The sequence below is a fragment of the Microcoleus sp. AT8-A3 genome, from assembly GCF_036705675.1.
GTDB lineage: Bacteria > Cyanobacteriota > Cyanobacteriia > Cyanobacteriales > Microcoleaceae > Microcoleus.
The window spans coordinates 16,030-30,601 of sequence record NZ_JAUBVD010000012.1; the positions used below are offsets into that span (position 1 = coordinate 16,030).

The following is a 14,572-nucleotide window of genomic DNA, read 5'->3' on the forward strand; positions in this document are numbered from 1 at the left end:
TTTCTTAGTTCCAAAAGGTCAAACTTGTAATCACTCCCAGCGGAGGAAGGTTGGGAACCAAGCCGGCTGTAGTACCGCTGCCGTCGCCGACGAACAAGAACGTTATTACGTCTATGGCAATCACAATGCCGAAGGCGAGGGCAATTTGGGTGACAATTGGACGCCAATCATTGCCTTGTTGCGCTTGGTTGTAAGCGAATAAAGCTGCGGCGGCTACTAGCAAGAGAAATACGCCTCGAATGGCATTGAAAATTAAAACGATCGTTGATTCGTCAATGGCTGTTCCTCCTCCTGCTGCTCCAGCTTCGCTTGCTAGATTGGTCATAAACGCTTGGAGACCGCTTAGAAAAATGGCTTGTGCTGGGGTCTGAAAGTTATTCAGGAACATTGTTACTGTTATGACAGCGACAGCTAAATGCCAGAAGCGAATTTTGCTGCCCAGCAGTTTTTCGAGGATGGGAACGCTGCGGGTAATTTGCCATAGTCCGAAGAACACCAGAGATGCACAGCTAAATACGCTGACAAATAAGGGCTGGACAAGAGTTAGATAAATGGCTGCAATTAGGCAAATTGCAATGAAGGCTAAATCGGCGTTATTGAGCTTGAATTTACGCATGAATGTGCTAAAAGGGCTGCGGCGCTTGTGGGTAATGCCTAGGTTAGTAACCCTTGCGCGATCGTCATGAGAGCGGTAGTTGTTGTTCAAGTAATCGTTTTGCATTGAATTTTTCCTCAAAGTGGTTTAAGCTTGCAATTCGTTCCGGTCTTCTCGCGACTGTTCTTTGCGTCCTGGCGAGGTATAGTTGTAGTCTTTAGATGCTTGAGAATCTCTAAATTGAGTTTTTTGTGGCTCTGGGGAGCCGACTACAGCTTCCATTTCTTCAACAGCAATGTGGCACTGCCGAACCTCTGGTGGCTTTCCTTTGACCAGAACGGCATCGAACACTTGTGCGTCACCTTGGCGGGGGTCAGTTCCTATCAGTTGTTTTGACCCGTCCGGCAGATCCAGGATTTCAAATTCGTATTTGACTGCCCCGGTCGTGCCGTCTTCACGACGCGATTCTTTCCAAGGAAACACTGGATCTTTTTCCCCGCTAAAGCGTTTGGGGAAGGTGTCCTGAAACTTTTCAACTAAAGCCTGGGCAGTTGCTAGCTTGTTGTATTCTTCTTCCGACTGAGGCAATTTGAAAATGGCTTCTCTTTCTTCGGGAGTTAGTTTGTCTCGATCCGGCTCAAATTTCCAGCGATCGCCATTCTTGGTTCCCGAAAAAATTTCGGTATTATCGCTGCCTTTTACGACAACTTTAACTTCGTTGTTTTCAGCAGTTACATTCAAGCTGCCGCCACCATCAAAAGCAATACCCGATTGGGGAGACTGCCCCGTAGCGAAAGCATAATTGACCAAGCAATCTGCTACAGTTTCTCGCTGCTGCTGTACTTTTGTTTGAGCTACCATTTTGCTAAGAAGATCCTCTGGTTCGCTTTCCTCCTTGTCGATACTGTTAGGTGCAGTAACTGTGGGCTGAACTTTTTGACGAGTTTCTGGCCCTTGTGAATTAGGATTAAATTCTGATTCAACAGGCATCTGAACGGTCATTTTATGTTCCAGTTTGTCAACGATACTTTCAAGGCGATCCAACCTCTTTGAGAGGTAGCCTAAATAGTCTTGAATTTGGTCTAACTGTTCGCTGATGCTGGTATCTTTATCGAGCTGTAGAGGTCTAGATTTCTGGGAGTTTGGGTTGAGCTTGCTCTCTAGATCGCCAATCTTTTCGCCAATTTGAGCTGCCTTGGTTTCGGGATTGCTGATTTTAATTCCCTTGGTCACCTTGGCTTCAATGTCGCGATCGCTTCTCTGAGGCTGGCTCGTTTCCAATTCCTCTGGTTCAGTTGCAGCAGGCGGTTCTAATACCTGCTTAGCCCGTTCAGCAAGTTTTTCAGTGCGGGTATCTATTGCCTCTATGCCGGAAATGACATCAGCGTGTTTAGCACGAGTCGCAACTCGGTCGGCGCGATCGTTTAATGAGTCAATTTGTTCGAGAATTTTTTCGAGTTTTTCTGCCTGTTCCTTTTCCCTCGCTCGTTCAATGTAATCAATTAGATCCCCAATACTCTTGGCTCCAAGTAGACCCATTAAAGAGACAGTTTGGACGGTTAAGCCACTTACGGTTAATCCGTTAATTTCGCTTCCCATAGAAGCGACACTTGCACCTTGACGATCGGTTTCTTTTAGAACAGTTTCAAGGGTATCGAGGAAGGGATATTTTGCGTCGGGCTGTTCAGCAACTTTTTGCTTGAATTGTCCGTTATCATTCTGATTGAGAACGCGGCGATTTTTAGCTATATTGCCCAATACACCATTGGAGATAGAAGTATCTTCATCATCAGAAAGTAGTTCTTCAATATTATCTTCTTCCTCCTTTTTTTGGGTTTTGTTGGCATTTTTTTGAGAAGCTACTGACTTTCCTAGCTGGCGTTTGGACTGCGATGACTTGCGAGTTTGCGTATGGTGGCTGGGAAAGTCTGCATCTTCTTCTAAATCGCTTAAGTCATCTTCCAATTCATCATCTAGTTCTAAATCGCTTAAGTCATCTTCCAATTCATCATCTAGTTCTTCATCAAATTCTTCGGAAATGCCGTCCTCCTCTAATTCATCACTGGCATCCAGCCCGATTAAGTCCATAATTTGGGATGGAGTATAGTAATTGTTATTGTCTTTCGTTTCAACGCCAGCCTGTTTCAAATTTTTAACTAAATAGACACCGCTGGTTCTCTGGCTGGGGTCTTTAGTTAAATAGAAAACAAAGCCAGATACCTCGCCTCCTTTTCCTTCAGTAACTAAATCCATGCTGACACTAGCTTTCTGATTGCCAGAATCATTGATTCTGTCGGGTCGTTTGTTGAAGGATTCAACGAAGTTTTTGAAATCTTCCCAGTCCTCAATGCCACCTTCTTCTTGGATTGTTTCTATTGCAGCATCGAGGGTTTCCTGAATGTGTTCCAGTTTTTTGACGTGTTTGGGATCTGTGGCTGTTAGGACAGACCAAGTACGCTTTGGGGCAGAAAATTGTCTTTTGGAGTTGGGCTTAGTTGAGAGTTTTGCCGCCATACTTTCTCACCTCCTACGAGGAAAATTGAGGTTATCATTAGGTTTGAGCTTGAACTTTCAGCAGCGCTTGAGATTGTCAAACAGGACTATTGGCTAGTTGAGCGATCGCTTTATTGGTAATCCACAAGCGGGGGTATTTGTTCGCAGGTTTCGCTCAAAAGTTCTCTCCTGACTTTCCCTCTTAGTTCTTGGTGATATTCGCCTAGCATTCTGCTGAATTTTTGCAGAACTTCTAGACTTTGTTTGGGTAACTGCCCTGCTTTTACTGCTGTCTCTACACCTTTGGTCATTTGGCAAATGTGCGCGCTCATTTTTCGCAGTTGGACACAAGTTCCTTCATTGATAGCGGGGACTGTGCGGTTAGGGCTAAAAGCGCGTTTGCGCAAGTAGTCAGACAGGTTTTTTTCACCTGCTTCTGCGGCACGCTTCACTAAATCTGCCTTTTCAAAGGTGGTTAGGCGCACTCGGACTACTTCAGTCTTTCCGTTAGGTTTGGAAAGTTTGTTTTTGGGGAAACTTGCAGTTGTAAGCACATCAATTTTCTAGGGCTAACTAATGGTTTATTAAGGCCAAGTTAAACAGCAAGGGATTAGGTCAGAGCGGTTGTTGGCATCAAGTTAACTTAATCCTGAGCAACCGATGCTGGCTACAATTTCCTGAACCTTGATGGTAAGGTTTGCGCCGTAATTCATCCATTGCTTTTATTGATTCAATTTTCAGCAATTCTGTTGGAGATGAGGCTGTTTCTTTCGGTTTATGTTTTGTTCGGTCACAAGTCGCATTAGTGAGAAGTTACCAGAGCAGTTTCTATCATCCACATGGCTGATGGGAGGGTGAATACTGCGGATTGGATTGCTTGTAGCCTTTGACTATGTTGTTGTTTGAAAGTTGGCAAAGTGCATTATTGTTGAGTATGGTTTGCAGCCAATCGTACTTTGTTGTTGAGGACGGTTTCTGGTTTGCGATCGCCGTCGCTCAACAAAGTCTTAATATTTCGTGCTGGAAGTTTAAGCAAGTCTGAGTTGATATTCCCAGAAGAATCGCTCTGTATTGTTCGGGGTGCGACACAAGTATTTCCAAATGTCCAAGTGTGTGTCCATTGCCAAACCTATGACGATATAAGATTCTTCATTGTCTGTCACTGCATCCCCAAAGTTAAAATCCGGTTGCGCCCAATGGTCAGGCAGGGCGATCGCATTTGGTTCAGGGGCGGTAGCATTGGTTGGATGCGCCATTTCAGTGGGCGTGTAGTGTTTCTGTGGCATTTGGTCGATTTTAAGGGCAAGTGAGCACCCTGCTTACTGGCGGTAGCCAGAGAAGAGGTATCCGTCAGCCACTTGTGCTGAAGCGAAGATATGTCGTTGCCCTTTGCACAAATTCTGACAATTGGGTGATTTGGGCGATTTACTCATTTTTACCCCCCTATAACGTCTATTTGACATGGCTTGCTATGCGACTAGCGTACTAATTCGGAGGATTCAAGAGGTGTCGGAGTACAAAAAATCTATTTAAAAGCAGCGAAAGTTAATTTAAGTTAATTAAGATTTATGAAATTTAGAGGAAATTTTAGGAAATTTTAGGGACAAGTAGGAGAAATTAGGAAAAATTAGGAAATATTAGGAAACAGAAGGGTTAAAATATAAAGCTTTTTGTGGCTTTCAGTAACAATCGCGATCTTTTCTTTCTCACAAAAAGTTGCACCCTCTGTGTGGAGGATGCAACTCATGCTTTTTGTTAGCAGGTGCTATTTCTTAGAAGAACCTGACCTTTGTCGTAATATCAGTGGGGTTAGTACCTGGACCAGCGAGGCAACAGAGCGGATTAAGAAAGCGATCGCTAAAATGAGTCAGCGGATTTAGGCTACATCCCTCTAGCTATTGAGACTTGCGATTATGCCTTATCCATTGCTACAGAATTAGGCATCCCATTAGCCCAAGAATGTCAGGAGTTGAAAGAAAAATTGCTGAGCGAACAAACATAAACTGTGACGAATCAGTGGCAAATGTTTAATAGGAGAGTAAAGAGGGATATTTATCAAAATGACTAAATGCGATCGCTCCCATTTTCAACTGACAGCAAACTCAGTAAATTTTCGTTTATAGGGAGCTTTAAACGCTAAAACTATATCTAGCTTAGGAACTCCAGCTTCTACTAATTCGTTAGCAACTCCGATTTCTGTACCATCCCGTTCGATCCAAATTTTGCCATCTTTAATTTCCACGTAGATGATACAGCCAAATACTCGTGTTAAATCTTGCCAACCAATATTAAGAACTTGATAGCGATCGCGTTCCGTATCAAATATCAGTTGGACTTCAGTCTGGCTATTTGACCGATTTTTGGCATGACTTTTAAGAATTGTTTGCACTACTTCACGGTAATTCATTCCTTCCATAGAACAATATCCTCTCGTTCGGGGTTAAAAATAAGCAATTTGAGTTGATGTTCTGCAATTACTCTTTGAATAAATTTACGACTAAAAAATTCATCGTAAATATCAACTGTAATTGCTAAATACAAAGTTCTCTCTGGCTCTGTCAATCTCAAGGCTGAACGGTAGTTGAGGCATTGACCAAGTGCTATGTGAAACTCAGTCACGTCTGACGCTCCTAGAAAAGATTTTACCTCTACTGCTATCTTTTGACCAGTTTTTTCAGCAGCTAGGATTCTCTCTGCTGCTAAGTCTATGTAAAAATCAATATCCTCAGCTTGAATAAATAGAGGATCGTCTGTAATTGTCCACCCATCTTTTTCGAGAGATGTTTTAACTGTATTGTGAAAGAAATCTTTAGCTGACATTAAGAAACTTTGTTTTCAAGCTAATTGTTAGGATAGCACAAGTATACTACAGAGATTTGCGAAGCGAAGCGTTCGTCTAGGACGAGGGTAAAAAGTGGTTTAAGTATAATCCATAACATACTTTTAGCTGTGCGTACAACAGAAGTCAATGGAAAATTTTCCATTGACTCCTAGGCGATCGCCCCCTAATATCAATTCCGGTTACACCGGAATGATGGTCCGTGGTCCGCGGTTCGTGGGGGAATGTGGAATTATTGACCTTGACTTTATCATTCCCATCCAACCGGAAACGATATAAAACCCAGCCACCCCCACTCGATTAAACCATTTCCAACTCCCTCGGTTTCGATTCAGTCGCAGGCATGAGAGTAGTTCGGGACTGGGCCAAATCTTTTTCCCGTTCTACAATCATCTCTTGAAAACGAGCCGCTGCTTGCTCTGTCAGGGGAATTTGAACGTCCCCGGTGTGAACGTTAGCCTTAAACACGGTGCGCTTGGACTCATTTCTGACAAAGCAATCCCCGTTCGGCTGCACGTAAGCCGTCCATTGGTTGTCGCCAAACTTGAAGTGTTGGGTACTATCGGAAGGAAGGTGCGATCGCCGTTGCTTGTATGTTTCCGACACGACGCTAAAGAGCGTGTCTTGCAGAGAAAGCCGCCAGTTTTCAGCTTTAGCGTTAGTGGTGTCGCCCTTTCCGTTATTAACTGCCGTTTCTGGTTTTGAAGCAGGTTCTTGTTGGAATTTTGGCGGTTGGTACGTGCTACTGTTTTGAGCGATTCCGTTTGGGCGGATCGCTGAGCGAATCGCGTTTCCCGCAGGCTTCGCCAAATCAGAAGTCTGAGATACTTCAGGTGAATCGATCGATGGCAATTGAGTTTCAGGCAACCGAATCGATTCGCGATCGACTTTCAGCATAACCGACCTGCCGCCTTTGTCGGGGGAAAGCGTCGCCTCAAAAGTGGTTCCAGGGGGAAATTTAGGACTTTCAGGGGAAAATGTTCCCAAGTTTTTCCCGTCCAACTGGATAATGGGAGTGCCTTGAAATCGGTAATATTTCTCGTGAGTGGGAGGTAAGTTTATCGTTCCCACTTGCAGAGTTACTTTCCGATCCTTCCATTTTGACTTGGAGAAATCTTCCTCTGAGTAATCGTTATCGGGATGTTTGACATTGACTACTTCTATTTGATTTACCCGATAATTTGACAAAGCATCGGAGATTTCATCCATGAATAATTTGTAGACAAGTGCGCCTCTACCTGCTTTATCTTGAGACTCAATCCACCGACAATCGACGGGAGGGACGATGAGGAGTCTGGTTTCATTACCGGAGTAGTTTGTTACCTTCAAAGAGTCGGTGTCGATATGGTCGTTGGAATTATCTCCATATTTGCCATCTAGTTTCGCCACCATGCTCTGGGGTAAGTTTTTGAAGGCGAATTCAACTAACGGCAATTCGGGATGAGCAGTAGCTTCATATTCAATCCCTTTGCTATCGAGTGCGTCTTTCCATTGGTTAGGAAGGTCAATGGTTCTGCCGTCTTTAGTTTTCACTTTCTGGAAAGGAACTTGCAGGACGTAGACATCTCGCGGTAAGGCTTCGTGGACCAATTCGTAGTCTTCTTGTAGGGAAAAGGTAATTTCCAAATCCTCTGCTACCTTCTGGCAAATTGTCCGGTGTTTGCTCAGGTTATCGGAAGTGTGGGTAGCTTGGAATAAGGCATGAGCAGCCCTGGTTTTTCTTTCAGGAGTATCCCAAATTTCGTCAATCTCCGCTCGATAACTGTCATAAAGTTTGCCCATTTCCTCTTTTCGAGCTTTGATATCGCTGCCAGTGCGATCGTAGATAATACTTTTGTCCTCTTGAAAGCGCTGCACCAGGTCTTTCGCCCATTGTAATTCGTTTTCTTCCCAATGCAGGTCATTTTCTTTGCTGTGTCGGTACTGGATTCCTCTCTCTACTAAGGCATTTTTGTACTCATAGGAAACGTGCAATTCCTTCCCTTCTTTTTCATACTCAATGCCTGCTGCATCCAGTTGCTGGCGATTGTCTTTCGGCACGATTAAATGAGCCGGAATTGGGGGAAGAATGTGCTGAAATTCATCTCGGTTGCGGTGGATGAGCCGCGTCTGTTCCCAATAAGGGTTAACGGCTTCTTTGGCTAGGACGTAAACAGCATTGGGAAAGTCGGCGGGCATGGGAAATTGTTTGTACAGTCGATCGTCTCCTTTGTACTGGAAAAAGTAAGTGCAGCTTTTGTGTTTCTCGCACCATTCATCTACTTTTTCTAGTAAAGTGTCGGGATTTAGATTTGTTTTCTCTTTCACTTCTTTGGCATCTTTACCCCGCAGCGAGTTTTTTTGGTAGTCAACTTCGTACTGTTCCATGATGCTGAGAGCAGCGATAAATCGCTTTTGCTGCTTGAGAAATAGCTTTTCATCTTCGCCGGGGTTGGGGAGTGCTGCTGCTACTTTGCCAATGGCTAAGGCGACGATTCCGACTTCATTTTGAGAGCTGGCAACTCCAATTTGTTCTAGGGTAGTAAATTTGCGCTGACCTGCTTTAACTTTACCTTCTCTGACTTCGGGGTCGTTTTCTCGATACCGAGCTTTAGTATAGGGAACTTTCTCCGCTTGTACCACTTCTCCGAAGTCAAATAATCCGTCTTGTGCTGGTAAGATTTGTTGGGCAATTTGAGGGATTTTTCGAGATTCGATGCCAAACGGTTCGTCACCGTCAAAGTCTCCTTGATGGAACTTTTCTAAGTCTTTGGGATTGAACCAAATTACCCCTTTGATTTTCGACATGACAGCACGGGTTTCCTCTGGAATATTTTCCAGGTTTTTTGCGTGTACATTTTGATATATCCTCAGACCATCTTTGTTGAGAATTGGGAATCGACCTTGAACGCATTCTCCTTCTTCTAAATGGTTAGCGCAAACCGTGCCTTTGGGTAAATCTTCGCAGGGTAGAGCCATTGCAGAAGTCATTGATAAAGCTCCCCTGGTTGCCAGATTTCGCCATTTGGATGCCAGCCACCTTTCTGCCATATTGGTGAATTCGGGACTGCCTATCATCAGTCCAAATTTATCGGCTTTGAGCATCTGGATGTCCTGTCTTTCCCGCTTTTTATCCTCGGTACTTTCCTCGCTGTCACCGTTAATTTCGTCGTCAATTGTAGTTGATAGTTTTTCCTGCTGTTCTTTGAGTTTTTTTTCATTCAAACGCGCTAAAAATGCTTCGCGCTTGTCATGATCTTCAATCATCGCTTGGCGCAATTTCATGGGGTCGCGTTGCAGTGCTGCCAGTCTTTGGGCTTCGGCTTTAGTTGTTGGTACTAAGTCTTGCCTTTGGGCTTCTTCGTCGAACCAAACTCCAGTAGACTGCCAGCTTGTTTGGGTGATGCCGATTTGACTGTTTTTGCGGTTTCCAAGGATGGCTTTTGGTAATTCGTAATCGCCACAAGGAATGAGTTCTTTGAGTTGTTTTTTATTGATGCCTTTGATGCTGGAACGGTCTAAAATAAGTTGAGGTTTGTTACCTTCAGAGTCGGCTACTGAGCCGAGTAAATTGTCATCGGGACGGAGGGTTCCTTTAGCCAAAAAGCTGACTTGGGGTGAGGATTCTGTATTTTCTGAATTCCAACTGCGTAGCCAAGCGAAACGGAATTGGCTGGCTCGATTTTTCTCGCCGCCGATGCTTTTGAGTAATTCGGAACTGATTGCACCGTGACAGTCTCCGGTTCGATATTTAGCATATTGGGGGTCGGTGAAATCAACAATTTTTACTCGCAGGTTGTCGCATTCTGATACGCCGGACATACAAGTGCTGACTAGGAGGGAACCGTAGCGACAGGCGGTGTCTTTTTCGGTTACGAATAAGTCTCCTATCTTTTTGGCTAGGGTTTCGTCGCCAAAATAATAGCTGTTTCCAGATTGAAATATCATGCGTCGCTTGATGCCGTCTTCTGGGTCATGGATGCTGGCGCGTAATTGGCTAGGATCTGGATTGGATTTGTCAAGTTTGACAATCATTAATGTCTTCAGTTCCTCTGGTTGAAACATTGCTTGCAAAATCGAGTGCCGCAGGATTTCTGGGTTGTTGAAAAATTTTCCTACATTTCGACCTTTGGCATCAGTGTAAGCGGCATCAAAAACGGGAATCTTGAGTCCTTGTTCGGTAACAACTGTGGCGACCATGAGTTGATTTCTCCCTAGAAACGAGGTGTTATAATAGGAATTGTTGAAACAGTTGGTAAGGCAGGTAAGAAAAGTCTATCTAAGCCTTAACAGGTTGAAACTCGGTCAAGTGTTGACCGTTGGAAGTGTTTTTGAGGTGATTGAAATGGAACTAAAGGTTGATACAATTGTTAATCCGGCTCTGTTTGAAGATGAAGATACTGAGCTGGTGGAATTGACGATCGCTCCTGAAGATGAGGATAAATACCCATTCGTGCGTCCCAGCAGTGCTCCTGCGGATTTGATGGACAGACCGGGGAGGGTTATTGAAGAATGGGAGAATATGGACTTCGACGAGCGAATTCAGGCTGACCCTACATATATCGATAGGGTCTAGGCGTAGGGGGACACATAGCAGAGGCATGGGGTGTTTGGTCCGATGGGGCGGCGGTAGCCGCCCTGATATGGCCTCTTGGTTTGGCTATGCCCAATGGAAAATTTTCCATTGGGCGAGCGGTTGGGGTGGGAATGTTGACGACTGTTACCCGTCCTTGCACCCTCCTAGCGATCCACCAGATTTGATGGATAGGCCGGGGAAGGTTATTGTAGAATGGGAGAATATGAACTTTGATGAGCGAATTCAGGCTGACCCTAGTTACATAGAAAGGGTTTATTTATGGGTTTGATTTAAGCAATCTGTCTTCAATTGCTCAATTGTTTGCTACTGGTGTATTAGTGCCAATCACATAAGGCCTTACTTTTATTTCTTAGTTTAAAGTACAGTGTCTTAATTTCAGCGAAGATAGAATAGAAGAAAAATTTTGGAATTAAAAGCATGTCAGACGATTCATCTCAAATTTGGATTGTGACTGAAGTAGAGACCACTGAAAGTGTTGAAATTCTCCAAGGACAGCGGAGTAGCGATGATACTGGGGGTGGTTTTGGTCAGCGAGTGAAAGAACAAATAAAGACGACCGTCCAGCAGCGAGTTCCATTGGATGCAGCGGCTCTAAAAGTTCAAATGAATGGACTGCTGAAGGTCTTAGGTGATATTTCAACTGAGGCTAACCAACAAAATGGACTACAACTAGATGAAGTCGAACTATCCGTTGAAATCAATGGTGAAGGGCAGGTAAGCATCCTAGGCAATAGCGGAAAATTGGGGAACAAAGGGGCAATTAAGCTTAAGTTCAAGCGAACTACTACAAACAGTTGAAATGGGACAAAACTGGGCAATTACGATCGGTATCAATGGTTATCGCAACTTGCAATCACTCAACTACGCCAAATTTGATGCCGAGGCAATGCAAGTATTTTTCCGGCAAGAACTCAATATCCAGACTGTTTATCACTTTGCTGATGATTCCTTGCCTATAAAGCAAGACTACGGTTCCGATCTGGACTCTCATCCTACTTACACAACTTTAAATCGTTTCTTTCGAGTGCGGTTTGAAGAGTCATTTTTGAAGTCAGGCGATAACTTGTGGTTCTTCTTTGCAGGGCATGGAAAACGTCATAAAGATCGGGACTATCTGATGCCGATAGATGTTGATCCTGGTGATGTTGAGAGTAGTGGCATTTCATTGCAGTACGTTAGTGAACGCCTGCGACGCAGTGGTGCCGATAACGTTGTTATGCTAATTGATGCTTGTCGAAGCGGAAACGGGCAAAGAGATGGTGTGGGCTTTGGGCAAGAAAAGCAGCAAGGTGTCATTAGCTTGTTCTCCTGTAGCCCAGGGGAATCTTCCTATGAGATTAATGAACTACAACATGGATCATTCACCTATGCCCTGTTGGAGGGACTAAAAATTGAAGGAGAAAGCAACTGTGCGACCGTTGAACGGCTCTATCAACGTCTAAGGCAAAGGGTTCCTAGCCTGACCCAACAATACAGAAAGGTTCAGCAAACTCCTTATGGTGTAGTCGAACCACCAACTAAGTACCACCTCATTTTGTTGCCTCGCAAAGCTAATCTTACTGACATCGTGACACTGGAAAACGATGCTCTTCTGGCTGAAGTTCAGCAAAACTTCCAACTTGCAAAACAACTATGGATTCGCGTACTAGCTGTTTCACCAACTAATTCAAAAGCAATTGAAGGGATTGAACGCTTAGCCCGTGTTGTACCTGCCGGATATGGCTCTGGTAAGACTGATGTTCAGCATCCAGTAGGAACTTTCTTTGCAATCCGTCATCAGTCATTTGAACTATTAACAGTTCGTATTTCGGAGGAGTCCTTACCTGCTCATTTTCGGCATTACAAAATTCAACATATCGAGTTTTACCTATCATCTTTCTTCACAAACGGCGTTTGCGACCCCATTAGTGCTGTACAACAGAATAACAATCTCATAAACGATTTTTTAGTGGTATTTCAAGCCAATCCAGAAGCAGTAATTGGTTACTATGGCATTGTTCACATTCCACTTCAGTTCTGTGCTGGTTATGCTGTCTCAACCTGGCCTAGGATTGCGTTATTTGAATTGGATCGCGATGTAAATTGTTGGTATGAGTTGGCTGGTGATGATAGTCCAAAACTTGACCTAAGCGTTAGCAATATCTCACGTCCAGCAAATGCTGTTGCCGTTGCCATTAGAATCGCCATTTCGTTTGACATTACCAAAAATGATGTGGACGATGTAGTGCCTCAGCCCTATGAAGATATACAGATTAAGATAGGTAAGCGACGTATTGACGCGATCACCCATTACAGTCAGGTAAAGGAAGTCTGTAACGCTTTCCGGCAAGTCCTTGATGATTTGCATACCCGCGTTGACAAGTCACTTATTGTGCATATCTTTTATTCTGGACCAGTTAGCCTTGGCTTCAGTCTCGGACGCCGAATCAGCCGAACGATCCATCACCAGGTTATCGTCTACAACTACACATCTCATACAAGTCCACGGTATGCCTGGGGTGTTAAGATTAATAGTGCTGATTCACCTGAATCTAGGGTCATTTCGACTAAGTTGCTCATCCATGATACCTAAGAGTAATTTCACATATTCATGTACGACATCTCTGACGACTTACAAATTTTTTATGACACCCATGTTCGTCTTGGAACAATACGACGACAGCAACTTGCAACTTATCGAGACTTAAATATCACCCGACTAAAAAATGGTTTAAACGATCTTGCTAAAGAAACTGGTCGTCCGCACTCACATCCTTATGACTGGAAGAACCAAGGTGGGTATGCAATGCATACTCTCAACCAAGATCCGAAGGGTGACAATGACTACGATATTGACGTTTCACTAATTTTCCATAAAGATGAGATACCTGAAGACCCGCTTAAAGCACGGCAGCGTGTACGTGATGCGTTATGCAAACGCTGCACTAATTTCACAAAGGAACCAGAATCACGTACTAATGCAGTTACGATTTGGTATGCAGAAGGCTACCATATCGACTTTGCAATCTACCGCACCTATATAGACAACCTCGGTATAAAGCGTATTGAGCATGCCAGCACCGAGTGGAAACGGCGAGATCCAATGGAGGTTAACGACTGGTTTAGTAAATGTGTTGCGACACTAAGCCCGAAGGCCAGTCAAACTCTCGGTTACTATCCTAAAGTTGAAGATGGGCAAATGCGCCGCATTGTGCGATTTCTAAAACGGTTCTGTCGCTCACGAACTTCTTGGAGTCTACCCGGTGGCATGATCGTGTCAGCACTAGTAGCCGAGTCTGGTATTTACACAGCGAACAGCGAGCGCGATGACCTTGCCTTGTACAACACTATGGTGGCATTACGTAATCGACTAAAAGCCTCTTGCCACGTATACAATCCAGTCGATACTTCACAGGAACTGACAGGCAAAACTGAAGTATTAAACCAAGTCACTCGACTTCGGGATCGACTCGATACTGCAATCAGTAAACTTAGCGTGTTATTTGACGAGTCAAAGTGTACGAGAGAGAAGGCGCGTTTTGCTTGGGACTGGATTTTTAATCATGAATTCTGGGCGAAAAAAGAAAGCACTAAAGGTACAATCAAGGCTGAGTTAAGTGCTGTAACAGGATACAGTGTTACAGTTCGCTGCGATCTTGCCAAGCGTGAGAATGGCCCAATTTATGAACAGTACTTGAGTGGAAGCTCTGTTTTACCTAAAGGCGTTGCACTCAAATTTTCAGTCATATCAACAAATGTCCCACCCCTCCCCCTCTACAGCGTGCAATGGATTGTTGATAACGAAGGAGACGAGGCAGGTGAGGCGAAGCAGCTTTACTGGGAAAGCAGTGATAGCGGAACCACAATTTGGACAAGCACTGCCTTTAAAGGTACTCACCGCATGACCTGTCAAATTAAGAAGGAGGGTCGAGTTATGGCGCAGGCGGTACACATTGTAAAGATCACAGCAAGCGGTAATTCTAGGATTTCGGGTAGTTCCAATCGTGGATTTGGCTAAAAAGTTCCTACTAACCTCAAACGAGGTAAGATGTCGCACCCCCTAATCGAAAATTTTCCATTGGATCATTGG

At 44.2% G+C, this 14,572-nt stretch carries 11 protein-coding genes; 4 read left to right on the forward strand and 7 right to left on the reverse strand.

The window, feature by feature from the left end:
- Nucleotides 1–4: 4 nt before the first annotated feature.
- From QUB51_RS09505 to QUB51_RS09535, 7 genes are all read right to left on the reverse strand, one after another.
- The gene (locus QUB51_RS09505) at nt 5–721 is read right to left on the reverse strand and encodes a hypothetical protein (RefSeq protein WP_333260862.1); all 717 of its coding nucleotides are present in this window, start codon (nt 719–721) and stop codon (nt 5–7) included.
- A 21-nt stretch (nt 722–742) separates the two neighbouring features.
- Nucleotides 743–3,109: a hypothetical protein gene (locus tag QUB51_RS09510; protein WP_333260865.1), complete on the reverse strand. Its 2,367-nt coding sequence runs from the start codon at nt 3,107–3,109 to the stop codon at nt 743–745.
- Between the two features lie 110 nt (nt 3,110–3,219).
- Nucleotides 3,220–3,642, reverse strand: a complete 423-nt coding sequence (locus QUB51_RS09515) for a plasmid mobilization protein (RefSeq protein ID WP_333260868.1) — start codon at nt 3,640–3,642, stop codon at nt 3,220–3,222.
- A 474-nt stretch (nt 3,643–4,116) separates the two neighbouring features.
- Nucleotides 4,117–4,374: a hypothetical protein gene (locus tag QUB51_RS09520; protein WP_333260872.1), complete on the reverse strand. Its 258-nt coding sequence runs from the start codon at nt 4,372–4,374 to the stop codon at nt 4,117–4,119.
- An 800-nt stretch (nt 4,375–5,174) separates the two neighbouring features.
- Nucleotides 5,175–5,504, reverse strand: a complete 330-nt coding sequence (locus tag QUB51_RS09525; protein WP_015211742.1) for a XisI protein — start codon at nt 5,502–5,504, stop codon at nt 5,175–5,177.
- On the reverse strand, nt 5,492–5,908 hold the full coding sequence (locus tag QUB51_RS09530) for a XisH family protein (protein WP_015211743.1): 417 nt from the start codon (nt 5,906–5,908) through the stop codon (nt 5,492–5,494). The genes QUB51_RS09525 and QUB51_RS09530 overlap by 13 nt, the downstream gene beginning before the upstream one ends.
- 319 nt (nt 5,909–6,227) lie before the next feature.
- The gene (locus QUB51_RS09535) at nt 6,228–10,106 is read right to left on the reverse strand and encodes a hypothetical protein (protein ID WP_333260875.1); all 3,879 of its coding nucleotides are present in this window, start codon (nt 10,104–10,106) and stop codon (nt 6,228–6,230) included.
- A gap of 145 nt (nt 10,107–10,251) precedes the next feature.
- Here QUB51_RS09535 and QUB51_RS09540 point away from each other — a divergent pair, with 145 nt between their 5' ends.
- The 4 genes from QUB51_RS09540 (at nt 10,252) to QUB51_RS09555 (ending at nt 14,500) form a co-directional block, all read left to right on the forward strand.
- On the forward strand, nt 10,252–10,482 hold the full coding sequence (locus QUB51_RS09540; RefSeq protein WP_015211745.1) for a hypothetical protein: 231 nt from the start codon (nt 10,252–10,254) through the stop codon (nt 10,480–10,482).
- Between the two features lie 438 nt (nt 10,483–10,920).
- Complete coding sequence (locus QUB51_RS09545; RefSeq protein WP_015211747.1) at nt 10,921–11,301, forward strand: Pepco domain-containing protein; 381 nt, start codon at nt 10,921–10,923, stop codon at nt 11,299–11,301.
- A 1-nt stretch (nt 11,302) separates the two neighbouring features.
- Nucleotides 11,303–13,075 carry an SAVED domain-containing protein gene (locus QUB51_RS09550; protein WP_333260878.1) on the forward strand — a complete coding sequence of 591 codons (1,773 nt, stop codon included), beginning with the start codon at nt 11,303–11,305 and terminating at the stop codon, nt 13,073–13,075.
- 18 nt (nt 13,076–13,093) lie between these two features.
- Nucleotides 13,094–14,500, forward strand: a complete 1,407-nt coding sequence (locus QUB51_RS09555) for a nucleotide-binding domain-containing protein (RefSeq protein ID WP_015211749.1) — start codon at nt 13,094–13,096, stop codon at nt 14,498–14,500.
- The last annotated feature ends 72 nt before the right edge of the window (nt 14,501–14,572 follow it).

Bases quoted from the DNA above. Each gene is read 5' to 3' on its own strand.
- QUB51_RS09505 (WP_333260862.1), bottom strand. From the start codon at position 721: ATGCAAAACGATTACTTGAACAACAACTACCGCTCTCATGACGATCGC.
- QUB51_RS09510 (WP_333260865.1), bottom strand. From the start codon at position 3,109: ATGGCGGCAAAACTCTCAACTAAGCCCAACTCCAAAAGACAATTTTCT.
- QUB51_RS09520 (WP_333260872.1), bottom strand. From the start codon at position 4,374: ATGCCACAGAAACACTACACGCCCACTGAAATGGCGCATCCAACCAAT.
- QUB51_RS09525 (WP_015211742.1), bottom strand. From the start codon at position 5,504: ATGGAAGGAATGAATTACCGTGAAGTAGTGCAAACAATTCTTAAAAGT.
- QUB51_RS09530 (WP_015211743.1), bottom strand. From the start codon at position 5,908: ATGTCAGCTAAAGATTTCTTTCACAATACAGTTAAAACATCTCTCGAA.
- QUB51_RS09535 (WP_333260875.1), bottom strand. From the start codon at position 10,106: ATGGTCGCCACAGTTGTTACCGAACAAGGACTCAAGATTCCCGTTTTT.
- QUB51_RS09540 (WP_015211745.1), top strand. From the start codon at position 10,252: ATGGAACTAAAGGTTGATACAATTGTTAATCCGGCTCTGTTTGAAGAT.
- QUB51_RS09545 (WP_015211747.1), top strand. From the start codon at position 10,921: ATGTCAGACGATTCATCTCAAATTTGGATTGTGACTGAAGTAGAGACC.
- QUB51_RS09550 (WP_333260878.1), top strand. From the start codon at position 11,303: ATGGGACAAAACTGGGCAATTACGATCGGTATCAATGGTTATCGCAAC.
- QUB51_RS09555 (WP_015211749.1), top strand. From the start codon at position 13,094: ATGTACGACATCTCTGACGACTTACAAATTTTTTATGACACCCATGTT.